Origin of the sequence: Sphingomonas sp. Leaf25, assembly GCF_001421635.1 — a bacterium.
Classification (GTDB): Bacteria; Pseudomonadota; Alphaproteobacteria; order Sphingomonadales; family Sphingomonadaceae; genus Sphingomonas.
The window spans coordinates 25,449-49,117 of record NZ_LMKU01000002.1 but is presented as its reverse complement, the minus strand read 5'-3'; the positions used below and the strand labels follow the sequence as shown (position 1 = coordinate 49,117).

The window sequence follows — 23,669 nt, the reverse complement described above, 5'->3', positions numbered from 1 at the left end:
GCGTCGTTCGACGAATCAGCAATTGGTTCCGACGCGACCCAATTTTGTCTAGCGCTTCACGGCACGCTCGGCAAATTCGGCGAGCAGCGCCGCATACTGCGCCAGAACCGAGTCCCATGTGAAGTCCGCCTGCCAACGCGCCCTTGCCGCCGATCGCATCGCCGATCGCTGCGCAGGGGCCGCGATCAACGCCTCGATCGCAGCATCGCATTCCTCCGCGGTCGCAAAGAAGCGTCCGGCGTCGCCACACACCCAGCGGTTGAAGCGATTGTCGTGCGCGATCACCGCATTGCCCGCCCCCAGCGCCTCGACGAGCGACGGGTTGGTTCCGCCGACCCGGTGTCCGTGGAGATAGGCGAAACAATGGAACCGCAACGCGCGCAGGATCGCCTTGTCATAGATTGCACCGGCGAACACGACCTCGCTGCCGGCGGCATCGAGCACGGCGGCCTGATAGGCATTGCTGCGGCAATAGGTGCCGAGCAGGATCAGCCGATACCCGCGCGGCCGGGCCGAGAAACCGCGCACGATCTCCAGTACCGAATTTTCGGGCTCGGGCCGGGCGATCAGCGTGAAATAGCGATCGGGCTCGACATCGAAGGGCGCGAGAAGGGCGGGATCGGCCGTCTCGATCGATTCGGCACCATAGGGGATCGTGGTGATCCGCCGCCGCGACGTATGACGGGCGAGATGGTCGGCGATCGCGGGATGATCGGCGATCAACCGGGTTGCCGCCATCGCCGCCAGTCGCTCGTTGATCCAGAGATAGATCCGGTGCGCCCAACGGTATTTGGCGCGCTTCCATTCGAGCCCGTCCATGTTGACGAGGTTCCTGCGGCGGAAGGCGGCGGTCTTGAAACACAGGAAGCCGGTATTGTAGCCGAGCGTCAGCAGCACGCCCGGTCGGCGCAGTGCGTCCGCCGTCGCCTTGATGTCGAACTCGATCGTACCGATCGGGCCTTTCGCCGTCACCGGGATATGCACGCGCCGGATGCCGTTCCACTCGTCTTCGAACCGCGTGTCGCGCTCGCTGCCCTGACAATAGACCAGCACGTCCCAGCCGATGCCGACCAGATACAGCGCCAGGACTTCGACGAATGTTTCGAAGCCGCCATGGGCCGCAGGAATCCCCCGTACGCCCAGCACCACGAGCTGCCGCATCTGTCCCCCGTTTCGACTCCCGCACGGTGCCCCCACCGCCACGATCGATCCGGCGGAAGGGATATGATGTACGATCCGACAAGGCCATGATTATTTCGATCACGAAATAGAGGCGATACTCGAGCTATCGCGGGTCGGCTGCGCCGGTCCGCCTCGACGGGTAAGGATTGCCGCCACGTCGACCATCGGCGAGAAGCATGACCATGCTCCGCATATCCTGTTTCATCGTCGCACTTTTTCTCGCGTTGTGCGCCGTTCCGGCAACGGCCGCGCCACAATGCACCGCGGAGATGATCGGCTCGGTTGCGACGGGTACGACCGGACGGACGACGGCGTTGCACCGGCCATCATCGGCAGTCCCGAACCGCCCGCTTCCGCTCGTCCTGCTCCTGCACGGCAGCGGCGGCACCGGCGCGGCGATCTTGCGCAACTCCCGGCTGGGCGACAGCGCCGATCGCCATGGCTTCCTCGTCGTCGCGCCGAATGCCGGGATCGTGCATGAACAGGGCTATGTCTGGAACATTCCCGGCGTGCCGACCGTCGCGGGAACGGTGCCCGGACCCGATGCTCCCGATGACGTGGCGTTCCTCGGCGCGATGATCGATCGGCTGGTCCGTGCCGGCTGCGTCGATCGCGCGCGGGTCTATGTGACCGGCCTGTCGGGCGGCGGGCGGATGACGTCGTGGCTCGGCTGCGTCGCGGCCGGCCGGTTCGCGGCGATCGCCCCGGTCGTGGGCCTGCGCGCCGGCAATCCGCTGGCAAGCGATCCTCGCCGGCCCGATCCCGCGACCTGCCGTCCTGCCCGCCCCGTCCCGGTGATCGCCTTTGCCGGCGATGCCGATACGACCAACCCGATCGCCGGCGGCGGTGCATCCTACTGGTCCTATTCGATGCACGCCGCCGAGCAGCGCTGGGCGACGATCAACGGCTGTACCGCGCCGCCTACCACCCGCCGGGTCGCGGCGAGCGTGTATGAGGAACGCTACACCGGCTGTCGCGGCGGGGCGGACGTCGTCGGGCGGATCACCGTCGGCGGCGGCCATGGCTGGGTCGTCGACAATGACGCGCTGTGGGCGTTCCTGTCGGCGCACCGGCGCTGACCCTTTCCTTGGGACGGCGATTGGGGCAAGCGCTGCGGCCATGACCAGCCGTGCCCTGTTCCCGACCACACTCTACGAAGCCGCTATCGACGACGCCGGGCTGATCGAGGAACTCGACGCCTCGGTTCGCGCGCTGGCGGAGGAGGATCGCGCCGGGCGCGGCTGGTCGAAGGAACATGGCTATCGTGGCTATACCTCCTATGCCTCGCTCAACGACTTGCCGCTGCGCGATCCCGTATTCGCCGATCTGAAGCGCATGCTCGACAAACATGCCGCCAGGTTCGCCGCCGAATGCGGCATGGAACTGGCCGGGCGGAAGCTCAAGCTCGACAGCCTGTGGGTCAATCTGCTCAAACCCGGTGGCGGTCATTCGGGGCATGTCCATCCGCACAGTGTCGTATCGGGCACCTTCTATGTCGCGGTGCCCGAGGGTGCCGGCGGCATCCGGTTCGAGGACCCGCGTCTCGGCCTGTTGATGGCCGCCCCGACCCGGCCGGGCACGTTCGAGACGGTACGACCGCACCCAGGCACGCTGCTGCTGTGGGAAAGCTGGCTGCGCCACGAGGTCCTGCCGCATGCCGGCAAGGGCGAGCGGATCAGCGTAAGCTTCAACTATCGCTGGTAGCAAAACGGAGGATCACCCGCTAAAGGCACGGGCTTTCCATCATCACCGGGATTGCGCCAAGTGGGTTTTCGCTGCGGTATCGTCGGCCTGCCGAATGTCGGCAAGTCCACCCTGTTCAACGCGCTGACGCAGACGCAGGCGGCGCAGGCCGCCAACTACCCGTTCTGCACGATCGAGCCGAACGTCGGCAACGTGGCGGTGCCCGATCCGCGGCTCGACACGCTGGCTGCGATCGCCGGATCGGCGAAGATCATCGAGACGCAGCTCGCCTTCGTCGACATCGCGGGCCTCGTGCGCGGCGCGTCGAAGGGCGAGGGGCTGGGCAACCAGTTCCTCGGCAACATCCGCGAGGTGGACGCGATCGTCCATGTCCTGCGCTGTTTCGAGAATGACGACATCCAGCATGTCGACGACCGGGTCGATCCGATCGCCGACGCCGATACCGTCGATACCGAACTGATGCTGAGCGACCTCGAAAGCCTCGAGAAGCGCGTTCCCAATCTGGCCAAGAAGGGCCTGCAGGGCGACAAGGAGGCCAAGGTCGCCGCCGCCGTGCTGGGCCGCGCGCTCGATCTGCTGCGCGAAGGCAAGCCCGCGCGGCTGACCGAGGTGAAGGACGAGGAGGAGCAGCGGCTGTTCGATCAGGCGCAACTGCTGACCGCCAAGCCCGTTCTCTACGTCTGCAACGTGAACGAGGAGGATGCCGCCGAGGGTAACGACCTGTCGGCCAAGGTGTTCGCCAAGGCGAAGGCCGAAGGTGCCGAGGCGGTCGTCGTCTCGGCGGCGATCGAGGCGGAGATCGCGACGATGGAGCCGGCCGACCGCGCCGAGTTCCTGTCCGATCTGGGTCTGGCCGAAACCGGCCTCGCCCGGGTGATCCGCGCCGGCTATTCGCTGCTCCATCTGCTGACCTTCTTCACGGTCGGGCCGAAGGAAGCGCGCGCGTGGACGATTCCGGTCGGGGCCAAGGCACCGCAGGCGGCAGGCGCGATCCACAGCGATTTCGAACGCGGCTTCATCCGCGCCGAGACGATCGCCTATCCCGATTACGTCGCCCACAAGGGCGAAAGCGGCGCGCGCGATTCGGGCAAGCTGCGCGCCGAGGGCAAGGAATATGTCGTGCAGGACGGCGACGTGCTGCTGTTCCGCTTCAACGTCTGACGCCCGGCGCATCACGCCATATTGCTGTCACGGGCCGGGAGTAGCGGGGCGGCTTCGCCTCCTGTCCCGGTGAGTTGTATCATGCGTATCCCTGCCCTGTTCCTCGGTCTGGCGGCGCTTGCCGGTTGTGCCGCCACGCCGCGCCCGGCAGCGCGGGTCGCCCCCGAGCGGCGGGAACCGGTCACGATCCTGATCGGGGTCGACGGCGCGCGGCAGGACTATCTGTCCGCCGGGCTTACCCCCAACCTCGCGCGGCTGGCGGCACAGGGCGTGTCGGCGGCGATGCAGCCGTCGTTCCCGACCAAGACCTTTCCCAATTTCTGGACGATGGCGACCGGGGTCCGGCCCGACCGCAGCGGGATCGTCGGCAACACCATGGAAGATGCCGCCCGGCCGGGCGAACGCTTCACCATGACGACCGACGATCCGTTCTGGTGGAACGCCGCCAAGCCGATCTGGATCGCCGCCGAAGAAGCCGGCATCCGCAGCGCCACGATGTTCTGGCCGGGCAGCACGATCGGCTGGGGCGGCAGCGGCAAGGCCGACCACGGCGTCTATGCCGGCGGAAGCTACCCATCGGACTGGCAGGCGTTCGCCAGCGCCATTCCCGCACCCAAGCGGGTCGATGCGGTGGTCGACTGGCTGCGACGTCCCGCCGCCACCCGGCCGCGCTTCGTGACGCTGTATTTCGACGATGTCGACATTGCCGGGCACGACAATGGCCCCGATGCGCCGGCGACGCGGGCGGCGATGCACATGGTCGACAGCGAGATCGGGCGGTTGCAGCGCGAGCTGGCGGAACTGGGTCAGCCGGTCAATCTGATCGTCGTCGCCGACCATGGCATGGCGGCGACCCCGGCGGGGCAGTTCATCGCGCTCGACACCATCGCCCCGGCGGACAGCTTCCGCACGATCGAGACCGGCCCCTATGCCTCGATCGAGCCACAGCCGGGCAGGCAAGCGGTGCTGGCCGCCGCGCTGTCTAGGCCGGTGCCGCATGTGCGGTGCTGGCCCAAGGCGGCGATCCCGGCGCGGCTGCGCTATGGCACCCATCCGCGCGTGCCGGCGTGGCTGTGCCTTGCCGAACCCGGCTGGATCGTGCTGGCGACCCGGCCCGCCAAGGATACGGACAAGGGCGCGCATGGCTATGACGACGCCGCGCCGGAGATGCAGGCGCTGTTCGTCGCCGGGGGACCGGCGTTTCGCGCCGCCGGGCGGTTGCCGGCGTTCCGTAATACCGCGATTCACCCGCTGTTGCGCCGGGTGCTGGGGATGGCAGCCGACCCAAGCCTCGACGGCGATGCGGCGGTGTTCGCCCCTGCCCTCAAATAGCGGTTGCGGCGGGGCGGGTTCGGGCGGACACTCCGCCGATGCGCTATTTCGAGGATATGCAGGTGGGCGAGACCGCCCGGTTCGGCAGCTATGCGGTGACGCGCGAGGAGGTGCTCGACTTCGCCCGGCGCTATGACCCGCAGCCGTTCCACCTGTCCGACGAGGCCGCCGCCGCAACCCATTTCGGGCGGCTGTCGGCCAGCGGATGGCATAGCTGTTCGATGAGCATGGCGATGCTGGTCGAGGAACTGGAACGCAATCCGATCGCGAGCCAAGGCGCGGCGGGGATCGACGAGCTGCGCTGGCGGCGGCCGGTCTATCCCGGCGACACCCTCACTTGCGAAACCGAGGTGCTGGAAAAGGAGGAAACGCCCAGGCGCAGCGATATGGGCCGGGTGCGCAGCCGGATGCGCGTGCGCAACCAGCAGGGCGAGGTCGTGCTGACCTTCGTCTCGCTCCTGCTGGTCGCTACACGACCCGTCTAGTCGCGGTTGGGCCGGCCGCCGCTACCACGGTTGCCACGCCCGCCGCCGTCTGGACCGCGCCGGCCACCCCAGCTTCGCGCACCGGGGCTGGCACCTTCGGGACGCTGCCAGCCGCCGCGACCCGCGCCGGGGGTGGCACCGTCGGGACGACGCCAGCCACCACGACCCGCGCCCGGCGTCGCGCCGTCCGGGCGACGCCATGTGCCACGATCGGCTCCGGGTGCGCCGCGATCGGGCCGTTGCCAGCCGGGACGCTGGCCGGGATAAGGCGACTGGCTGCTGCCGCGCGGCACGTTCTGGAACCCGGGACGGCGATCGAAGCCGGGGCGGCCGTAATCGCCGCGCGGCCGGTCCCAGCTATCCCAGCGCGGACGATCGAACCGGTCGCCGCGCCATGCGCCACGCCGGCCGCTCCAATAGTCGCGCTGGCGATCGTTCCAGCGGAACGGGCGGCGATAGCGGTCGTAGACGTAATAACCCGTGCCCGGATAATAATAGTCGCCGTACCAGCCCCAATAGGGATCACCGAACGCGCCGCCCCCGCCATAGCCCGGACCGCCGAGGCCGTCGTAATAGCCATAGCCGCCATTACCATATCCCCCGGCGCCATAGCCGACCGACACGCCACCATAGCCGTAATCATCGTAGACGCAGGCCGAAACGCCGACACCTGCCGCGATCGCCAGAGCGATCATGCGAAGCCGCTGGATCATGCGAAAGCTCCCGAACCGCGGGGCAATGTGCCCGCGAATGATGGTTAAGAACGAAGCCGGTGCCGGCACGGTTCCAGCGGTGCCGGGGCGGCGAAAGTTTACAAAGTTTATACTTAAGCGTGACGGAGACGGGGTGAATAGCGGCTGAATACAGAGAGTCGTTTGGCAGCATGTGCTGCGGAAGTTTACACTTGGACGGCGGTAAGTTTACAATTGGACAGGGTCGGATTTACACTTTTCCACGGCGAAGTTTACGCTTCGGCAGTTGGTGCGTTTCGGACGGTTGGTGGCGGTCGCGTCGGACATGACCGGAGACTGGCACGGAAGCTGGGCTGTAGGACAGGGACTCGTTCGGGTGGCGTTGGTTCACGCGAAGGTGCGGAGACGCGGAGAAAACAAGAAGATGATGGTCGCGCAGAGGCGCGGAGGCGCAGAGGGGTTGCGCCGGTGGCGCTTCCTTTACGTCCGGGAGACATTGGTGTGCGGGGCTGCGAGGACGAAGGCCGCTGACGCGGCAGGGCAGCAGCCACGGTCGCGCCGCCTCTGCGCCTCTGCGCGACCATCCCTTCTTCCTGCTTTGCGCCTTCGCGCCTTCGCGTGAACTACAGCCCAATGGCCTCACGCGAGGGTCGTGATCGTTTTGGGGCTGATATGCCGCTGAAACGGCTCGGGCGGTCAGTGCCCCGGAAAGCCGACCAGTGCCGAGACGGCGATGCCATCCGCCCGGAGCGCGTCGGCGCCGCCCAGATCGGGCAGGTCGATCGCGAACGCGGCCTGTTCGACGGTCGCGCCGGCCTTGCGCAGCAGGCGGACGGCGGCGCGGGCGGTGCCGCCGGTGGCGATCAGATCGTCGACCAGCAGGACCCGGGCACCCGGCGTGCAGGCATCGGCGTGGATCGCGATCCGGTCGGTGCCGTATTCCAGCGCATAATCCTCGGCGATGGTCGCGCCGGGCAGCTTGCCGTCCTTGCGGATCAGCAGCACGCCCGCGCCCAGCGCCAGCGCGACGGCGGGCGCGAACACGAAGCCGCGCGCCTCGATCCCCGCCACCAGATCGATCGGGCCGTCAACCATCGCCACCAGTCCGTCGACCGCGAGGCGCAGGCCCTGCGGATCGAGGATCAGCGTGGTGATGTCGCGGAACTGGATGCCGGGTTTGGGAAAGTCGGGAATGGTGCGGATACGCCGGGCGATCGCATCGCGCCCGGCGTCGTCCAATCCGCTCAATGCTTGATGCCGCGCCAGATGTTGCGATAGGCACCAAAGGCCAGACCGGTGAAGATCAGCAGAAAGATCACCGCTGCCAGACCCGCCGAATGACGCTTTTCGAGGTTGGGTTCGGCGGTCCATGTCAGGAACGCGGCGACGTCCTTCGCCATCTGATCCACGGTCGCGCGGGTGCCATCCTGATACTGGACCTGATCGGCCGCGGTCAGCGGCGGAGCCATCGCGAGGTTCAGCGTCGCGAAATAAGGGTTGTAGTGCAGCCCCTCGGGCGTCTTGGCCTGCGGGAATTTCTTGAGCAACTCGGCCGGCTGCGGACCATAGCCGGTCAGCAGCGAATAGACGTAGTTCGAACCGTCGTCGCGCGCCTTGGTCATCAGCGACAGGTCGGGCGGGACCGCATTGTTGTTGGCGGCACGCGCCGCGACGTCGTTGGCGAACACCAGCGGGAAACGATCCGACGCCAGGTTCTTGCGGGTTGCCGGCTCGCCCGTTTCCGGGTTCACGCTGGGCTGTTCGATCTGCCAGTCGGTGGCGATCGTCTTTACCTGACCCTCGTCATAGCCGAGCTGTTCGAGGTCGCGGAACGACACCAGCCGGATCGAATGGCAGGCCGAACAGACTTCCTTGTAGACCTGGAACCCGCGCTGGAGCTGCTGCTTGTCGAAGGTGCCGAACAGGCCCGCCGATTGCAGCCCCGCGTCGCGCCGCTCCTTGATGTGGAATTCATGTTCGGCGGATTCGGCAGGGTGCTCGGTCAGCATGCCGCTGACGGTCGAGAAGATCCCGAGCAGCAGCGCAAAGAGGAAGCCCGCCCCGATGACGAGGTTGAGGTTGCGGGCGAGGAAGCGAGACGCGAAGGACAGCATCTGAGATCCTTACTCGGCCGCGGCCGGGGTGGCATGACCATGGGCGGCGGTTTGCGCGGGCGAAGTGCCGCCCTCGCCCTTCAGCACCGCTTCGGTGATCGAATTGGGCAGCGGACGCGGACGCTCCATCGCCGAGACGATCGGCAGGATCACGAGGAAATGCGCGAAATAATAGGCGGCGGCGATCTGGCTGAGCAGGACCGTCACCGGCGACGCTTCCGCACCCCCGAGATAGCCGAGCAGCAGCACGTCGAGCAGCAGCACGATCAGGAAGATGCGGTAGGTCGGGCGATAGTTGGCCGACTTGACCGGCGACTTGTCGAGCCACGGCAGGAAGAACAGCAGCAGGATCGAGCCGAACATCGCCAGCACGCCCCACAGCTTCGCCGGGAAGATGAAGTCGACGGTGAACGCCTTCAGGATCGCGTAGAACGGCAGGAAATACCATTCGGGAACGATGTGCGCCGGGGTCGAGAGCGGGTTGGCCGGGATATAGTTGTCCGGGTGGCCGAGCAGATTGGGCGCAAAGAAGATCAGCGAGGCGAACACGATCAGGAAGATGCCGAGCCCGAAGCCGTCCTTCGCGGTGTAATAGGGGTGGAAGGGAACGGTATCCTGTTCGCCCTTCACCTCGACGCCGGTCGGGTTGTTGGAGCCGGGGATGTGCAGCGCCCAGATGTGGAGAATGATGACGCCGGCGATAACGAACGGCATCAGATAATGGAGTGAAAAGAAGCGGTTGAGCGCCGCATTGTCCGGCGCATAGCCGCCGAGCAGCCACACGCGCACCGTTTCGCCGACGCCCGGGATCGCCGAGAAGAAGCCGGTGATGACCTGCGCGCCCCAGAAGCTCATCTGTCCCCAGGGGAGGACATAGCCCATGAAGGCGGTGGCCATCATCAGCAGGAAGATGACGACACCGAGCAGCCACACCATCTCACGCGGGGCCTTGTACGACCCGTAATAGATGCCGCGCGAGATATGGGTGTAGACGACGATGAAGAACATCGACGCGCCGTTGGCGTGGGCATAGCGCAGGAACCAGCCCGAGGGCACGTCGCGCATGATGCGTTCGACCGAATCGAACGCGACCGCGCCATTGGCGGCATAATGCATCGCCAGCACGATGCCGGTGATGATCTGCACCGCGAGCGCTGCCCCGGCGAGCACGCCGAAGTTCCAGAAATAATTGAGGTTGCGCGGCACCGGATAGCCGGCGCCGATCGCGTTATAGGCGAGGCGCGGCAGCGGCAGGCGGGCGTCGACCCACTGCATCAGCGGGTTCTTCGGCGCGTAATGCTTGGCCCAGGGGAAGCTCATCGCGATTCTCTCCTCAGCCGACCGTCACGACGGTGTCGGACGTGAACGCATATTCGGGGACATGCAGGTTCTGCGGCGCGGGGCCGGAGCGGATGCGCCCGGCGGTGTCATAGGCCGAACCGTGGCACGGGCAGAAATAGCCGCCGAACGGGCCCTTGTTCTCGCCCTCGCCCGCGCCCAACGGCACGCAGCCCAGATGGGTGCAGACGCCCAGCGTGATGAGCCAGTTGGCCTTGCCTTCCTTGGTCCGTTCCGCCAGCGTCTGCGGATCGCGCAGGTCGCTGACGGCCACGCTGTTCGCCTCGGCGATCTCGGCCGGGGTCAGGTTGCGCACGAACAGCGGCTGTTTGCGGAAGGTGGCCTTGATCGCCTGTCCCGGCTCGATCGACGACAGATCGATCTCGGTCGTCGACAGCGCCAGCGTGTCGGCGGCGGGCGACATCTGGTTGATGAGCGGGAGCGCGATCACGCCCGCGCCGACCCCGGCGAAGGCGACCGCCCCGATCGAGAGATAGTCGCGCCGGCGCGGATTTTCGGGCGCGCCGTCCAGCGCCGCTGCGCCGCCGGTGGCCTCGTGCTGATCGTTGTCAGTCGCCATTCAACCGCCCTTGTCGTCGGGCGCGTGAGTGCGCGCCCTGTATAAGCCCCTCTCCGGCGCACCCATTTCGGTAGGCATCGCCGGACCGAGACGGTGTTCCGTCCAGTCTTACCGGGTGATAGACGGCGCGGGGCGACTTTGCCAACCTCCTTTTGGGTATGGCGGGTGTCGATGGCGGTCCGGTCGGCCGCATCGGGGGCCGTCACGGCGCGATGGGGTTCTATTCCAAGTCCCCAGTTCGTCACTCCCGCGAAGGCGGGAGTCCATAGCCGGGACGCTTGCGCCCCTGCCCGGACGTTGGCGTGTATGGATTCACGCCTTCGCGGGAATGACGGGCCTCTTCCGCCTCACCCGATGTTCGGATTGGCGGGCGCGATGACTTGGTCTATGCGACGCGACCATATTCCTTCCCCATCCTTGCGTGTAACGGGAAATCCATGCGTATCTTCGCCCTGCTGTTCGCGTTCGTCGCCTCGCTCCTCGCCTGGCCGGCGGCTGCCCAGATCATCGACGTGCCCGGCCGCGCGCCGCCGCCTGCGACCACCGACGCGCGCAACCTGTGGCTGCTCGACCTGTCGACCGGCGGGCGGGTGACGGTTTGGCTGCGCCCCGATGTCGCGCCCAAGATGGTCGCACGGATCAAGACGCTGACCCGCGAGAAATTCTACGACGGCCTCACCTTCCACCGCGTGATCGAGGGCTTCATGGCGCAGGGCGGCGATCCGACCGGCGACGGCACCGGCGGATCGAAGCTGCCGAACGTGGAAAAGGAGTTCAACTATCTCCCTCACGTGCGCGGCGCGGTGGCGGCGGCGCGCGCCAATGACGAGAACAGCGCGAACAGCCAATTCTATATCATGCTCGCCCCGCGGCTTGGCCTCGACAAGAAATACACCGTGTTCGGCCGGGTGATCGACGGCATGCAATATGTCGACACGATCGAGCGCGGCGAACCGCCGGCGAACCCGACGCGGGTGGTCCATGCCTATATGGCGAGCGACAATCCGCCGCCGTATCAGGCCGCCGCGGTCGCGCCGCTGCCCGAGACGGTCGCGCCGCTGCCGGCCACCGCGCCGCGCCGGGCGGCCCCTGCCCGCCGCCCCGCTCCGGCGAAGTAACGCTCTCACCCGCGCCATGAACGTCGACCTGTTCGATTTCGAGCTACCGGCGGAGCGCATCGCGCTGCGCCCGGCGGCCCCGCGCGATTCGGCGCGGATGCTGGTGTTGGACGGCGACGCGACACTCGACCGGGGGGTGGGCGACCTGGCCCAGTGCCTGCGGCCCGGGGACCTGCTGGTCTTCAACGACACGCGGGTTATTCCCGCACAACTGGAAGGACGGCGCGGCGAGGCGACGATCGGCGCGACGCTCCACAAGCGCGAGGGGCCACGGCGCTGGCGCGCGTTCGTGCGCAATGGGCGGCGGCTGCGCGACGGCGACACGATCGATTTCGGTAACGGCGTGACGGCGGTGGCGGGCGAACGCGGCGACGACGGCAGCTTCGTGCTCGACTTCGCCGGGGACGAGCCGGTCGAACTGCTGCTGGAGCGTGCCGGGCGCATGCCGCTGCCGCCCTATATCGCCGCTCGGCGTGGCGGGGCGGATGCCCGCGATGCCGAGGATTACCAGACGCTGTTCGCGCGCGAGGCCGGGGCGGTGGCGGCCCCCACCGCCGCGCTGCACTTCACGCCCGGGTTGATGGCGGCGCTGGCGACGGCGAGGATCGAGCATGCCACGCTGACGCTGCATGTCGGCGCGGGCACTTTCCTGCCGGTCAAGGCCGGGGATACCGACGAACACCGGATGCACGCCGAATGGGGGCGGATCGATGCCGCCACCGCCGACCGGCTGAACGCAGTGCGCGCGCGCGGCAACCGGGTGATCGCCGTCGGCACCACCAGCCTGCGCCTGATCGAAAGCGCTTGCGGTGAGGACGGGCAGGTCCAGCCGTTCGAGGGCGACACCGCGATCTTCATCACGCCGGGCTATCGCTTTCGCGGGATCGACGGGTTGATGACCAACTTCCACCTGCCGCGATCGACGTTGTTCATGCTGGTTTCGGCGCTGATGGGGCGCGAGCGGATGCAGGCCGCCTATGCCCATGCGATCGCGGAGGGCTATCGCTTCTATTCGTACGGGGATGCGTCGCTGCTGCTGCCCGCATCTGGCCAGCGCGCCGCCTAGCTGGCAGAGGGGAGGCATGATCGTCGCCCTCGCCCTTGCCCTTCAGGCCGTATCGCCGCCGCTCCTGCCCCCCGGCGAGCGACCGGCGGCGGCGACCGTCGTCGTCGAGCCGGTCGGCATGATGCTTGCCGGATTCGACGCCGATGGCGATGCGCGCACCACTCGCGCCGAGGCGGAGGCGGGCATCGCGCGCGGCTTTGCCGAGGTGGCGAAGGGGCAGCCGACGATCGGCTATATCGCCTATGCCGACTGGGCCGAACGCTGGCTGGGCGACCGCGCCGCGCTGCCCGGACCGTTCGAAGTCGATCGCGACAACGACAACCGCATCACGCTGGCCGAGGTGCAGGGGCGGATCGCGGCGATTTTCGCGCGGATCGACCGCAATGGCGACGGGGTACTGACCCGCGCCGAACTGCTGACGATCCGGGCGATGCCGGGCGACCTGCGGCGGGGGGGGCGCTGATGGGCGCGCATCACGACCATGGGCATGGGCATGGGCATCATCATCACGGCCATTCGCACGCCCCCGCCGATTTCGGGCGGGCGTTCCTGATCGGCACGCTGCTTAACCTCGGCTTCGTGGTGGTCGAGGGGGCGGCCGGCTTCTGGACCAATTCGGTCGCGCTGCTGGCCGATGCCGGGCATAATCTGTCCGACGTGCTGGGGCTGCTCATTGCATGGGGCGGGGCGGAACTGGCCAAGCGGCCGGCGTCGGCGCGCTTCACCTATGGGCTGGGGGCGTCGACGATCCTCGCCGCGCTGGCCAACGCGCTGGTGCTGTTGCTGGCGGTCGGCGCGATTCTGCTCGAAGCGGTGCAGCGGCTGGGCGATCCCCGGCCGGTCGACGGCTGGCCGGTGGTGTGGGTGGCGCTGGCGGGAATCGCGGTGAACCTTGGCACCGCGCTGCTGTTCGCGCGCGGGCGGCATGGCGATGTGAACATCCGGGGTGCCTATCTGCACATGGCGGCCGATGCGGCGGTGTCGGCCGGGGTGGTGATCGCCGGGCTGGTGATCCTGTGGACGGGTGCCACGTGGATCGATCCGCTGGTCAGCCTGATCGTCGTCGCGGTGATCCTGATCGGGACGTGGGGGCTGCTCAGCGAATCGCTGTTGCTGGCGTTGCAGGCGGTGCCGCCGGGCGTCGATGCCGGCGCGGTCGAGGCGATGCTGCGCGGCCTGCCTGGCGTCGAGCGGGTGCACGACCTGCACATCTGGCCGATGAGCACGACCAAGACCGCGCTGACCGCGCATCTGGTGATGCCGGCCGGGCATCCGGGCGACCCGTTTCTCAGCGAAACGGCGGAGCGGCTGGAGCATGACTTCGGGATCGGCCACGCGACGATCCAGATCGAGCGCGATGCCGAGTGCGGGCTGGCGCACGCGCATTAGGATCGCGAGGATTGGTTCACGCGGAGGCGCGGAGACGCGGAGGGGGCTGTGACCGCCGTTCCGTTTGAGGCGTTTGATTCACGCGAAGGCGCGAAGGCGCGAAGTGGGTTCCGGACGCGGTAGCGTCCTTTCCTGTTACCGGCGTCGGTGGATCGGGCGACCGGTATCGCCTGGCGATAGCCCTTCGCGCCTTCGCGCCTTCGCGCCTTCGCGCCTTCGCGTCTTCGCGTGAATCATTCTGGGAGTCGGTTCGTGCGGAGCGCTGTCGAATACGGCGCTGGTCAGTGGAAGGACGACCACAACGCCGCATTCGGAAACCCCCTCCGCGCCTCCGCGTGAACCATCCTTCCTTTGCCAAAAGATGTTCGCGCAGGGGAGGCAGAGCGCGCAGAGGGGTTCGCGCGGAGTCGCTATCGTAGCGTCATGCCGCCGCCCGTCGGACGGACGAGACGCTGCCGCGTCCGAAGACGTCTCTGCGTCCTTCGCGTCCTCTGCGCGCAAAGCCCTTGGACTGGACCGGCATTCAACGTGCAGACACGGAACGACTGCCCCTTGCCCTGTCGTCATTCCGGCGGAGGCGGACGTTCACAGGTGCCAGCGTCGCGAATCCAGCCTAAACGTCAGCGGCTATGGATTCCCGCCTGCGCGGGACTGACGAACATTTCCGGTCGCCGCTGACCGTCGATTGGTTCTAGCCGTCGCCCAACCGTTCGATGTCGGCGCCGACCGCCTGAAGCTTTTCCTCCAGCCGTTCATACCCGCGATCGAGGTGATAGACCCGGCTGACCGACGTCTCGCCCTCCGCCGCCAAGCCGGCGATGATGAGGCTCATCGACGCGCGCAGGTCGGTCGCCATTACCGGCGCGCCGATCAGCGGTGCCGGCCCCTTCACCACCGCCGAGCGGCCGGTGACGGTGATGTCCGCCCCCATCCGCGCCAGTTCGGGGACGTGCATGTAGCGGTTCTCGAAGATCGTCTCGGTCAGCACGCTGGCACCATGCGCACGGGTGAGCAGCGCCATGAACTGCGCCTGCATATCGGTCGCGAAACCGGGATAGGGCGCGGTCGACAGGTCGATCGGGCGGATGTCGCCGCCGGCCTCGACGAACAGCGAGGTCGCTTCCTCGCGCACCACCACGCCGGCCTCGACCAGCGCGTCGATCGTCGCGCGCATGTCCGACGGCACGACATTGGCCAGTTCGACCGACCCGCCGGTGATCGCGGCGGCACAGGCATAGCTGCCCGCCTCGATCCGGTCGGGCATCACCGCATAGGTCGCGCCATGGAGCTTCGCGCGGCCCTCGATGGTCAGCGTGTCGCTGCCGATGCCGTCGATCGCCGCGCCCATCGCGACGAGGCAGCGGCACAGGTCGACGATCTCGGGCTCGCGCGCCGCGTTTTCGAGGACCGAGGTGCCGCGCGCCAACACGGCGGCCATCACCGCATTCTCGGTCGCGCCGACCGAGACGACCGGGAAGCGATAGCGCCCGCCCGGCAGCCGTCCGCCCGGCGCGGTCGCCTTTACATAGCCCGCCGCCAGCTCGATCTCGGCACCCAGCGCTTCGAGGGCCTTCAAGTGGAGATCGATCGGGCGGTTACCGATCGCGCAGCCGCCGGGCAGCGACACCGTAGCCTCGCCCGCGCGCGCCACGAGGGGACCGAGCACGAGGATCGAGGCGCGCATCTTGCGCACGATGTCATAGGGCGCGACCGTCGAGGTCAGCCGCTGCCCGCGCATCGTCATCACCCGGCCGAATTCGGACGGATGCGACCCCTCGACCATCGTCGACACACCGAACTGGTTGAGCAGATGGCCGAAGCTGTCGACATCGGCGAGGCGCGGCAGGTTGCGCAGCGTCAGCGGCTCCTCGGTGAGCAGCGCGCACGGCAAAAGGGTGAGCGCGGCATTCTTCGCGCCCGAAATCATGATGCGGCCGGAAAGGCGATTGCCGCCGCGGATGACGATACGGTCCATCGCGTGGCTTCTAATGGTTGATGGTGCGCGCGCAAGGGGGACACTTGCCGCCGGTCACGCGAACGCGCATCCTTCCATCATGCTACGGTCGATCATCAGCCTGATTACGGTGTCGCCAGTATTCCTTGCCAGTTGCGCATCGCCGCCACCGTCGGTCGCGATCACGGCGGCGGCGCAGCACCCGGCGACGTTCTTCGGGCGGACGATCCGGCTGTGCGGCGATCCGGGCGGGGCCTATCAGAGCAGCTTCGACGGCAAAACGTACGGATTCCCACTCTATTCGCCCAATGGCGAGGGTAGCGTGATGCACGGGCGGGTCGGAGTATTCGTACCCCGTCGACCGGGCATGGATCTTAGGAAGAACGCCGCGGTTTGCGTGACCGGGAGGATCGTCCATGCCAGCGGCAAGACGCCGGCCGAGGTAGCGCGCCAGACCGGACAATATTACACTAGCAGCGCGGTCGACGATCAGTGGTGGTTCGAAGCGAGCGATGCGACACGATCCGCGCGACCGGCGCGGCTCACTTCGTCGCGCGGCTGATCCGCCGGAACAGCAGGAACGGGGCGAAGTTGGGGTTTTCGATCACCAGCGTCACCGGTCTGCCTTGGGTCGAGCATTGCGCGACGTGATCGCCGCCGTCGCCGCAGCGCCATGGCAGGCGATCGATCTCGGCCTTCAACTCGCCGGCCATGATTCGTTCGAGGATGCCGAACTTGCGTTGCCGCGCGGCCCAGTCGGCGAAACAGGCGTCGTCGCCGCGAACGCGCCAGCTTTCGGCGAACAGGCCCTCCCCGCGCACGTCGCGCAGGCGGGCGATATTGGAGCAGCGCGGCAGGCCGAACTCGCGCGCAAGCGCGGCGGCGGCGCGATCGTCGAGCGGGATTTCGGGTTCGGGCGACGGCCGGACCAGGGGAACCGTGCGATTGCCCGCCATCCGTTCGGCGAGCATCGCCAGATTTTCGGTCGAGAGTGGTGCCGGCGGCTCGGCCGCGCAGCCCGCGATCAACAGCGCGCAGGCGAGCGGCGCGCCGCGAATCACCTCACGCCTTCTCCAGCGTGCATTGCAGCGGGTGCTGGTTCTGCTTGGCGAAGTCCATCACCTGCGCGACCTTCGTTTCGGCGACCTCGTAGGTGAAGACGCCGCACACGCCCACGCCGCGCTGGTGGACGCTCAGCATCACCCGCGTCGCCTCCTCCATCGTCATGCGGAAGAAGCGTTGCAGGACGAGGACGACGAATTCCATCGGCGTGTAATCGTCGTTCAGCATCAGCACGCGGTAGGGCGTGGGCTTCTTGACGCGGGTCTGGGTCGCGACGCCGATGCCGGTCGTGCGATCGTCGTCATGGTCGCGGTCGTCACCGGCCATCAGGGGGCTGAGCTGTCGATACATGTCACGCGGAAATATGGCATCGGACGGCCTTGGGGCAAGGGGGTGCGTCACGCGCCGGCCGGATGGCGGACCGTGCCGATCCGGGGCGGCAGGATCAGCAGCGCCAGCCCGCCGAACAGGATCGGCAGGCTGAGCGTCTGTCCCATCGTCAGCCCCCACGACAGATGCTCCAGCCCGCGATCGGGCTGGCGCACCCATTCGAGCGAAAAGCGCGCGATCGCGTACCAGGTGAGGCCCGCGCCGGCCAGCCGGCCCGGCACATGGCGCGCGCCGGTCCGCCAGAACAGGAAGCCGAGCAGCAGCAACATCACGACGCCTTCGAGCAGCGCTTCGTAGAGCTGGCTGGGGTGGCGCGGCATGCCATCGCCCGCGCCGGGAAACACCATGCCCCATGGCAACGTCGTCGGGCGGCCCCACAGTTCGCCGTTCACGAAATTGGCCAGCCGGACGAGGATCATCCCGAACGGCGTCGCGCAGCCGACATAATCGAGCAACCGCAGCAGCGGCACGCCATGGTTTCGCGCAAACAGCGTCAGGCCGATCAGCAGCCCGATCAGCCCGCCATGGAACGACATGCCGCCATGCCATGGCTGCACCAGTTCGAGCGGTGCTGCCCACAGCCCCGGCTGATAGAAGGTCGCATAGCCCAGTCGTCCGCCAAGGATCACACCGGCCACGGCATACAGGAACAGGTCGTCGACCAGCTCCGGCCGCATCGGCGCGCCCGGTTCGCGCAACAGCCGCCGGAGATACCAGCCGCCGAGCAGGAACGTCGCGAGAAAGGCCAGCGCGTACCAGCGGACCGGCAGCGGCCCCAGATCGAACGCTACCGGCGACAAGCCGAGATCCTGCCATCGCAACGCCGCGGTCGCATCGCCCGTCATCGCCACTTCCCCCGATTCACCGCCATCACGCATCCCTATCACGCGAAAGGCCTATCACGCGAAAGGGGCGGCCGCTCGCGCGACCGCCCCCTTGCTTGCCATCCGGCAGATCCGTCGCTTACGCGGCGGTCTTCACCTTGTCGGCGGCAACCGCGACGCGGTTGCTGATCGGCTGCGCGGCGTCGCCGGCGAGCTTCATCATCATTTCGGTGGTCTTCGACGCTTCGGCGACGAACGAGTCGAACGACTGGCGGACATAGTCCGACTGCAGCTTCATGAACTCGGTCGGCGACTTGACCGACGCCAGCGTCTTGGCGGTCGAGGTCGCGTGCTCGAACGACTTGCGGCCGTATTCGGCCATTTCCTGGCCCAGCGTCTCAAGGCCCTTGGCGGCGATGCGGCTGGCTTCGACCATCGCTTCGATGTTGCCCTTGGCCATCTCGTTCATTTCCTCAAAGCCCTTGGCGCCCTTTTCCATGGCGGCCTTGGCCTTCTCGTTGAAGTCGGCGGTCATCGCCTGCGCCTTGGCGGTCGCGTCCTGCGTGAAGGCCTGCGCCTTGTCGGCGGCGGTCTGGGTGGCGGCGGTCGCTTCGTTGGTGACGTCCATGGTCTTTTCCTCGACTTGGGCGGCGACGATGTCGACCGCGGGGGTTGCTTCGGGCGTTGCTTCGGCGGGCGTTTCGGTCACGGTCGGGGCGACCGGTTCCTGATGCTCGACCACCTCGGCGATCGCCGCTTCGATCTTTTGCTCAAGCTCGACCGGAGCGGGCGCGGGATCGGCGACGAAGGGCACGGGCGGCACGGCCGCCTGCACCGGTTCGGCATCGACCACGACCGGTTCCGGCGCGGCAGCCACGGCGGGTGCCTGAGACGTCACCGGCCTCGACCGGGAATTGGCAGGCTTGCGCGTGCCGGTCTTCGGACCTCTGCTGGCCACTAGACATCCTCCACTATGTTGCTGCTGCACCGCAGCATCTACGCGCTTCGCATGACGTTTTCAAGACGCCATATGGTGCGGTGCAGCAATTATTTTGTGGTAGCGTTATCAACGGGTTCGGACATACTCCCCCGGCGCGTCGGCCAGCGCGGGCAGCTTGCCTTCCCCGGGCACCCGGATGCCGGTGGCGGGCACTTCCGCGCCATCGGCAGCGCGGATCCACGCGCGCCAGTCGGGCCACCAGCTCCCCTTCGTCTCGCTGGCACCGGCGACGAAGTCGGCGAGCGAGGCGGCGGGATGGTCGTTGGTCCAATACTGGTATTTCTGCGCCGAGGGCGGGTTCACCACCCCGGCGATATGCCCCGATCCGGCCAGCACGAAGCGCAGCGGGCCGGCGAAATGGTCGGTGATCTTCCACACGCTTTCGGGCGGAGCGATATGATCCTCGCGCCCCGCCTGGATATAGGACGGCGTCCTGACGGTCGTGAGGTCGATGCCCACGCCGTCGACGCGCATCGATCCGGGCTGCGCCAGCCGGTTGTCGCGGTAGAGATCGGTCAGATAGCCCAGATGCCAGGTCGCGGGCAGGTTGGTGACGTCGGCGTTCCAGTGGAGCAGGTCGAACGGCGCATAATCGTTGCCAAGCAGATAATTGTTGGTGACGTAGTTCCAGATCAGGTCGCGCCCGCGCAGCAGGTTGAACGTCATCGCCATGTAGCGCCCGTCGAGATAGCCGTCCTTCCCGACCTGGCGAATCATCTTCAACTGCTCGTCATCGACGAACAGCGACAGTTCGCCCGCATCGGCGAAATCGACCTGCGCGGTGAAGAAGGTGGCAGTGGCGACCTTCGCCGCCTGCCCCCGCGCCTCCAGCAGCGCCAGCGTCGCGGCGAGCGTGGTGCCTGCCACGCAATAGCCGATGGCGTGGACCGATTCGACGTCGAGCACCTCGCGCACGGTGTCGATCGCGTCGATCTGCCCGCGCACGACATAATCGTCCCACGTCACGTCCTTCATCGACGCATCGGCCGAGCGCCACGACACGACGAACACTGACAGCCCCTGCTCCACCGCCCAGCGGATGAAGCTCTTCTCGGGCGTCAGGTCGAGGATGTAGAAACGATTGATCCACGGCGGGAAGATCAGCAGCGGCACCGCCCCCACCTTTTCAGTGGTCGGGGCGTAATGGATCAGTTCGTAGAGCGGGGTGCGCCGGATGACCTTGCCCGGCGTCATCGCGACGTTGCGGCCGAGTTCGAACGCGCTGGTGTCGCTCTGCGTCATCTGGCCCTTGGCCATGTCGGCGAGCAGGTTCTGCACGCCTTTCAGCAGATTCTCGCCGCGCGTCTCGATGATCTTTTCCATCACCAGCGGATTGGTGGCGGGAAAATTGGTCGGGCTGAGCGCATCGATCAGGCCGCGCGTGGCGAAGCGGAGCTGCTCCTTCTGTTTCGGATCGACGCCGTCGATCGCGTCGACGCCCTTGAGCATATGGTCGGCGACGAGGAAATAGCTCTGGCGGATGAAGGCATAGACCGGATCGTCGTGCCACTGTTTCGCCTTGAACCGGCGGTCGCGGGCGCGTTCGGGCGATTCGGGCGCGGGCTGCGCGGCGGGGTCGAGGAAGCGCTGCCACAGCTTCATCGTGTCCGCCCAGAAATCGGTCTGCGCCCGGATCATCCCCGTCGGATCGGGCCCGACCGGCGCGCGCTCCACCAGGTCGATACCCTGTTCGAGCATCAGTTGCTGCGCGCGGCCCAGCATCTGCGTCCAGTGTTGCAGTTCCTCGAGCGTCATCGCCGCCGGTGGTACGGCGGACTTCGTCTCGTCGGGCATTTTCCTCTCCTCGGGCGCCGTGCAGGTCTACCGATTAGCCGCTTACTCGCGTAAGGGCGATGACGAAAGGAACGAGAATGTCCGACGAATTCTACCGCATGAAACGCCTGCCGCCCTATGTCATCGCCGAGGTGAACGCGATGCGGGCAGCAGCGCGCAGCGGTGGCGAGGACATCATCGACCTCGGCATGGGCAATCCCGACCTGCCCCCGCCCGACCATGTGATCGAAAAACTGGTCGAGGTCGCCCGCATGCCCTCGGCGCACGGCTATTCGCAGTCGCGCGGCATTCCCGGGCTGCGCCGCGCGCAGGCCAATTATTACGGCCGCCGCTTCGGCGTCGACATCGATCCCGAAACCGAGGTTGTGGTGACGATGGGATCGAAGGAGGGGCTGGCCAGCCTTGCGACCGCGATCACCGCGCCTGGCGACGTCATCCTCGCACCCAACCCCAGCTACCCGATCCACATGTTCGGCTTCATCATCGCCGGGGCCACGATCCGTGCGGTGCCGACGACCCCCGACGAGCAGTATTTCGAGAGTCTCGAAAAGGCGATGGCATTCACCGTGCCCAAGCCCAGCGTGCTGGTGATGGGCTATCCGTCGAACCCGACCGCCGAGGTCGTCGACCTCGCGTTCTACGAACGGGTCGTCGCCTTCGCCAAGGAACACGGGCTGTGGGTCATCTCCGACCTCGCCTATAGCGAGCTGTATTACGACGGCTGCCCGACGCCCTCGATCCTGCAGGTCAAGGGCGCGAAGGACGTGGCGATCGAGTTCACCTCGCTCTCCAAGACCTATTCGATGGCCGGCTGGCGGATGGGCTTCGGCGTCGGCAACAAGAAGCTGATCGCGGCGATGACGCGGGTGAAGTCGTATCTCGACTATGGCGCGTTCACCCCGATCCAGGCGGCGGCGTGCGCGGCACTGAACGGCCCGCAGGACATCGTCGAGAAGAACCGCCAGCTCTATCACAAGCGCCGCGACGTGCTGGTCGAAAGCTTCGCCCGTGCCGGATGGGACATTCCCTCGCCGCGCGCCTCGATGTTCGCATGGGCGCCGCTGCCCCCCGCCCTCGCCCATCTGGGGTCGCTCGAGTTCTCCAAGCAGTTGCTGACCGAGGCCAAGGTCGCCGTTGCCCCCGGCGTCGGCTATGGCGAGAACGGTGAGGGCTATGTCCGCATCGCCATGGTCGAGAACGAACAGCGGCTGCGCCAGGCGGCGCGCAACGTGAAGAAATATCTCCAGTCGATGGGCGTCAACACGCCGGCTGGACGCAACGCGGTGTAGTTTCTTCTCCCCTCCCTGGCAGGGAGGNNNGGCCCGCGAGGGAAGGCTACCGTGCGACAACGAGCCAACCCACCCCCGGCCCCTCCCTTGTTCAAGGGAGGGGAGCGGCGCCCATGGAACCCGCGCCCACACCCGTCGCTATAGCGCACAACCACACCGGAGCACCGACGATGACCGACCTGCCGACCGAACTGCTGGTGCTTGCGTGGTCGACGGTGCTGCTGGTCGCCGCGATCCTGTTGCAGGGCCAACTCGCCACCCGCGAGCTGGGCGTCGGGTGGAACGCGGGCGCACGCGACGGCGATGCCCATCCCAAGAATGTCTATGCCGGCCGCGCGCAGCGTGCGCTCGACAATCTCAAGGAAACCTATCCGGCGTTCATCGCACTCGCGCTCGCGCTGGCGGTGAGTGGGCGGACCGGGGGACTGGGATCGGCGGGCGCGCTGCTGTGGCTGGTCGCGCGGATCGTCTATCACCCGCTCTATCTGTTCGGCGTGCCCTATCTGCGCAGCCTCGTCTGGCTCGCGTCGATGGCCGGGTTGCTGCTGATGTTCGTCCGATTGGTGTGACGGGTTCGACCCGAACAATCGTACTGATATAAATCAGCTAGTTGCGTTCCACCGTCCCCTTCCGCCGATGGTGCGCGTTGGCGGCCTGTTCCGCTGTTGCGCGAACGCGAAGGAGATGATGATGTCCCGACTAACGATGTTCGCCGCCGCCGCGGCCATGGCGGCCGCCGCGCCGCTGATGGCGCAGACCACCGATGCCACCACGTATGTCGCCAAGGCCGGCGCCAGCGACATGTACGAGCGCCAGTCGAGCCAGCTCGTGCTGCAATCGACTCGCGACGCCAAGGTCCGCGATTTCGCGACGATGATGGTGCGCGACCATGCCAAAAGCACCGCCGACGTGAAGCGCGCCGCGATGCAGGCCCGCGTCCGCGCGCCCGCGCCGAAGCTGGAGCCGATGCAGGCGCGGATGATCGCCGACCTGCGCCGCGCGACCGGCCCGGCGCGCGACCGGCTGTACGTCCAGCAGCAGCAGACCGCGCACCAGCAGGCGCTGGCGCTGCACAGCGGCTATGCGCAGCAGGGCAGCGTCGCGCCGCTCAAGACCGTTGCCGCCGCCACCGCCCCGGTCGTCCAGCATCATATCGAGATGTTGCAGGCGATGTAACGGTCGCCCCGTGCGGCTC

At 67.3% G+C, this 23,669-nt stretch carries 25 protein-coding genes; 13 read left to right on the top strand and 12 right to left on the bottom strand.

Annotation, left to right across the window (positions count from 1 at the left end; translation table 11 throughout):
* Nucleotides 1-48: 48 nt before the first annotated feature.
* Nucleotides 49-1,161, bottom strand: coding sequence for a DUF1972 domain-containing protein (locus ASE78_RS00800; protein WP_056492028.1), 1,113 nt, complete (start codon nt 1,159-1,161; stop codon nt 49-51).
* A gap of 290 nt (nt 1,162-1,451) precedes the next feature.
* Here ASE78_RS00800 and ASE78_RS00795 point away from each other — a divergent pair, with 290 nt between their 5' ends.
* From ASE78_RS00795 to ASE78_RS00775, 5 genes are all read left to right on the top strand, one after another.
* On the top strand, nt 1,452-2,261 hold the full coding sequence (locus ASE78_RS00795; RefSeq protein ID WP_056492309.1) for an alpha/beta hydrolase family esterase: 810 nt from the start codon (nt 1,452-1,454) through the stop codon (nt 2,259-2,261).
* Between the two features lie 40 nt (nt 2,262-2,301).
* Nucleotides 2,302-2,886, top strand: coding sequence for a TIGR02466 family protein (locus tag ASE78_RS00790; RefSeq protein WP_056492025.1), 585 nt, complete (start codon nt 2,302-2,304; stop codon nt 2,884-2,886).
* Nucleotides 2,887-2,946: 60 nt separating this feature from the next.
* Nucleotides 2,947-4,047, top strand: coding sequence for a redox-regulated ATPase YchF (gene ychF / locus ASE78_RS00785; protein ID WP_056492022.1), 1,101 nt, complete (start codon nt 2,947-2,949; stop codon nt 4,045-4,047).
* Nucleotides 4,048-4,128: 81 nt separating this feature from the next.
* Entirely contained in the window at nt 4,129-5,379 is a 1,251-nt protein-coding gene (locus ASE78_RS00780; protein ID WP_056492019.1) for an ectonucleotide pyrophosphatase/phosphodiesterase, read from the top strand.
* 38 nt (nt 5,380-5,417) lie between these two features.
* A complete protein-coding gene (locus ASE78_RS00775; RefSeq protein WP_056492016.1) occupies nt 5,418-5,864 on the top strand; it encodes a MaoC family dehydratase in 447 nt (148 codons plus the stop codon).
* Here ASE78_RS00775 and ASE78_RS00770 read toward each other — a convergent pair.
* The 5 genes from ASE78_RS00770 to petA form a co-directional block, all read right to left on the bottom strand.
* Complete coding sequence (locus tag ASE78_RS00770) at nt 5,861-6,577, bottom strand: hypothetical protein (protein WP_056492013.1); 717 nt, start codon at nt 6,575-6,577, stop codon at nt 5,861-5,863. The genes ASE78_RS00775 and ASE78_RS00770 overlap by 4 nt on opposite strands.
* A gap of 675 nt (nt 6,578-7,252) precedes the next feature.
* Nucleotides 7,253-7,804, bottom strand: coding sequence for an adenine phosphoribosyltransferase (locus ASE78_RS00765; protein WP_235514828.1), 552 nt, complete (start codon nt 7,802-7,804; stop codon nt 7,253-7,255).
* Nucleotides 7,801-8,670 carry a cytochrome c1 gene (locus ASE78_RS00760; protein ID WP_056492010.1) on the bottom strand — a complete coding sequence of 290 codons (870 nt, stop codon included), beginning with the start codon at nt 8,668-8,670 and terminating at the stop codon, nt 7,801-7,803. The genes ASE78_RS00765 and ASE78_RS00760 overlap by 4 nt, the downstream gene beginning before the upstream one ends.
* 9 nt (nt 8,671-8,679) lie before the next feature.
* Entirely contained in the window at nt 8,680-9,990 is a 1,311-nt protein-coding gene (locus ASE78_RS00755) for a cytochrome b (RefSeq protein WP_056492007.1), read from the bottom strand.
* A gap of 13 nt (nt 9,991-10,003) precedes the next feature.
* Entirely contained in the window at nt 10,004-10,588 is a 585-nt protein-coding gene (petA, locus tag ASE78_RS00750) for a ubiquinol-cytochrome c reductase iron-sulfur subunit (RefSeq protein ID WP_056492004.1), read from the bottom strand.
* Nucleotides 10,589-11,025: 437 nt separating this feature from the next.
* On the opposite strand from petA, the gene ASE78_RS00745 reads away from it, so the two are divergent.
* Genes ASE78_RS00745 through ASE78_RS00730 form a run of 4 tightly spaced genes read left to right on the top strand, consistent with a single transcriptional unit; the run spans nt 11,026 to nt 14,161 of the window.
* Nucleotides 11,026-11,706: a peptidylprolyl isomerase gene (locus ASE78_RS00745; protein ID WP_055758549.1), complete on the top strand. Its 681-nt coding sequence runs from the start codon at nt 11,026-11,028 to the stop codon at nt 11,704-11,706.
* Nucleotides 11,707-11,722: 16 nt separating this feature from the next.
* Nucleotides 11,723-12,772: a tRNA preQ1(34) S-adenosylmethionine ribosyltransferase-isomerase QueA gene (queA, locus tag ASE78_RS00740; protein ID WP_056492001.1), complete on the top strand. Its 1,050-nt coding sequence runs from the start codon at nt 11,723-11,725 to the stop codon at nt 12,770-12,772.
* A gap of 16 nt (nt 12,773-12,788) precedes the next feature.
* Complete coding sequence (locus ASE78_RS00735; protein WP_056491998.1) at nt 12,789-13,235, top strand: hypothetical protein; 447 nt, start codon at nt 12,789-12,791, stop codon at nt 13,233-13,235.
* Nucleotides 13,235-14,161 (top strand): cation diffusion facilitator family transporter, encoded by a 927-nt coding sequence (locus ASE78_RS00730; protein ID WP_056491995.1) that lies wholly within the window; start codon nt 13,235-13,237, stop codon nt 14,159-14,161. The genes ASE78_RS00735 and ASE78_RS00730 overlap by 1 nt, the downstream gene beginning before the upstream one ends.
* A 691-nt stretch (nt 14,162-14,852) precedes the next feature.
* On the opposite strand, the gene murA is transcribed toward ASE78_RS00730, so the two are convergent.
* On the bottom strand, nt 14,853-16,136 hold the full coding sequence (gene murA / locus ASE78_RS00725; RefSeq protein ID WP_056491991.1) for a UDP-N-acetylglucosamine 1-carboxyvinyltransferase: 1,284 nt from the start codon (nt 16,134-16,136) through the stop codon (nt 14,853-14,855).
* Nucleotides 16,137-16,215: 79 nt separating this feature from the next.
* Between murA and ASE78_RS00720 the strand changes: the two genes are divergently transcribed.
* Entirely contained in the window at nt 16,216-16,677 is a 462-nt protein-coding gene (locus tag ASE78_RS00720; protein ID WP_056491988.1) for a hypothetical protein, read from the top strand.
* Here the strand turns inward: ASE78_RS00720 and ASE78_RS00715 are convergent.
* The 5 genes from ASE78_RS00715 to ASE78_RS00695 form a co-directional block, all read right to left on the bottom strand.
* On the bottom strand, nt 16,658-17,176 hold the full coding sequence (locus ASE78_RS00715; RefSeq protein WP_056491985.1) for a hypothetical protein: 519 nt from the start codon (nt 17,174-17,176) through the stop codon (nt 16,658-16,660). The genes ASE78_RS00720 and ASE78_RS00715 overlap by 20 nt on opposite strands.
* A 1-nt stretch (nt 17,177) precedes the next feature.
* A complete protein-coding gene (gene clpS / locus ASE78_RS00710) occupies nt 17,178-17,504 on the bottom strand; it encodes an ATP-dependent Clp protease adapter ClpS (protein ID WP_056492306.1) in 327 nt (108 codons plus the stop codon).
* 71 nt (nt 17,505-17,575) lie between these two features.
* Nucleotides 17,576-18,412, bottom strand: coding sequence for a prolipoprotein diacylglyceryl transferase (gene lgt, locus ASE78_RS00705; RefSeq protein ID WP_235514827.1), 837 nt, complete (start codon nt 18,410-18,412; stop codon nt 17,576-17,578).
* Between the two features lie 118 nt (nt 18,413-18,530).
* Nucleotides 18,531-19,268, bottom strand: a complete 738-nt coding sequence (gene phaP, locus ASE78_RS18060; protein ID WP_235514826.1) for a phasin family protein — start codon at nt 19,266-19,268, stop codon at nt 18,531-18,533.
* A 189-nt stretch (nt 19,269-19,457) separates the two neighbouring features.
* Complete coding sequence (locus ASE78_RS00695) at nt 19,458-21,185, bottom strand: PHA/PHB synthase family protein (protein WP_056491976.1); 1,728 nt, start codon at nt 21,183-21,185, stop codon at nt 19,458-19,460.
* Nucleotides 21,186-21,262: 77 nt separating this feature from the next.
* Here ASE78_RS00695 and ASE78_RS00690 point away from each other — a divergent pair, with 77 nt between their 5' ends.
* From ASE78_RS00690 to ASE78_RS00680, 3 genes are all read left to right on the top strand, one after another.
* Entirely contained in the window at nt 21,263-22,474 is a 1,212-nt protein-coding gene (locus ASE78_RS00690; RefSeq protein ID WP_056491973.1) for an LL-diaminopimelate aminotransferase, read from the top strand.
* 170 nt (nt 22,475-22,644) lie between these two features.
* Nucleotides 22,645-23,043, top strand: a complete 399-nt coding sequence (locus ASE78_RS00685) for an MAPEG family protein (protein ID WP_056491970.1) — start codon at nt 22,645-22,647, stop codon at nt 23,041-23,043.
* 121 nt (nt 23,044-23,164) lie between these two features.
* Entirely contained in the window at nt 23,165-23,650 is a 486-nt protein-coding gene (locus ASE78_RS00680; protein WP_082466935.1) for a DUF4142 domain-containing protein, read from the top strand.
* Nucleotides 23,651-23,669 lie beyond the last annotated feature (19 nt).

Coding starts and splice junctions, on each gene's coding strand:
- ASE78_RS00755 (WP_056492007.1), bottom strand. CDS start 9,990: ATGAGCTTCCCCTGGGCCAAGCATTACGCGCCGAAGAACCCGCTGATG.
- ASE78_RS00730 (WP_056491995.1), top strand. CDS start 13,235: ATGGGCGCGCATCACGACCATGGGCATGGGCATGGGCATCATCATCAC.
- ASE78_RS00720 (WP_056491988.1), top strand. CDS start 16,216: ATGCTACGGTCGATCATCAGCCTGATTACGGTGTCGCCAGTATTCCTT.
- lgt (WP_235514827.1), bottom strand. CDS start 18,412: ATGACGGGCGATGCGACCGCGGCGTTGCGATGGCAGGATCTCGGCTTG.
- ASE78_RS00800 (WP_056492028.1), bottom strand. CDS start 1,161: ATGCGGCAGCTCGTGGTGCTGGGCGTACGGGGGATTCCTGCGGCCCAT.
- queA (WP_056492001.1), top strand. CDS start 11,723: ATGAACGTCGACCTGTTCGATTTCGAGCTACCGGCGGAGCGCATCGCG.
- ASE78_RS00745 (WP_055758549.1), top strand. CDS start 11,026: ATGCGTATCTTCGCCCTGCTGTTCGCGTTCGTCGCCTCGCTCCTCGCC.
- ASE78_RS00735 (WP_056491998.1), top strand. CDS start 12,789: ATGATCGTCGCCCTCGCCCTTGCCCTTCAGGCCGTATCGCCGCCGCTC.
- ASE78_RS00790 (WP_056492025.1), top strand. CDS start 2,302: ATGACCAGCCGTGCCCTGTTCCCGACCACACTCTACGAAGCCGCTATC.
- murA (WP_056491991.1), bottom strand. CDS start 16,136: ATGGACCGTATCGTCATCCGCGGCGGCAATCGCCTTTCCGGCCGCATC.
- ASE78_RS00690 (WP_056491973.1), top strand. CDS start 21,263: ATGTCCGACGAATTCTACCGCATGAAACGCCTGCCGCCCTATGTCATC.
- ASE78_RS00780 (WP_056492019.1), top strand. CDS start 4,129: ATGCGTATCCCTGCCCTGTTCCTCGGTCTGGCGGCGCTTGCCGGTTGT.
- ASE78_RS00760 (WP_056492010.1), bottom strand. CDS start 8,670: ATGCTGTCCTTCGCGTCTCGCTTCCTCGCCCGCAACCTCAACCTCGTC.
- ASE78_RS00795 (WP_056492309.1), top strand. CDS start 1,452: ATGATCGGCTCGGTTGCGACGGGTACGACCGGACGGACGACGGCGTTG.
- ASE78_RS00685 (WP_056491970.1), top strand. CDS start 22,645: ATGACCGACCTGCCGACCGAACTGCTGGTGCTTGCGTGGTCGACGGTG.
- clpS (WP_056492306.1), bottom strand. CDS start 17,504: ATGGCCGGTGACGACCGCGACCATGACGACGATCGCACGACCGGCATC.
- ASE78_RS00770 (WP_056492013.1), bottom strand. CDS start 6,577: ATGATCCAGCGGCTTCGCATGATCGCTCTGGCGATCGCGGCAGGTGTC.
- ASE78_RS00775 (WP_056492016.1), top strand. CDS start 5,418: ATGCGCTATTTCGAGGATATGCAGGTGGGCGAGACCGCCCGGTTCGGC.
- ASE78_RS00695 (WP_056491976.1), bottom strand. CDS start 21,185: ATGCCCGACGAGACGAAGTCCGCCGTACCACCGGCGGCGATGACGCTC.
- petA (WP_056492004.1), bottom strand. CDS start 10,588: ATGGCGACTGACAACGATCAGCACGAGGCCACCGGCGGCGCAGCGGCG.
- ASE78_RS00680 (WP_082466935.1), top strand. CDS start 23,165: ATGTCCCGACTAACGATGTTCGCCGCCGCCGCGGCCATGGCGGCCGCC.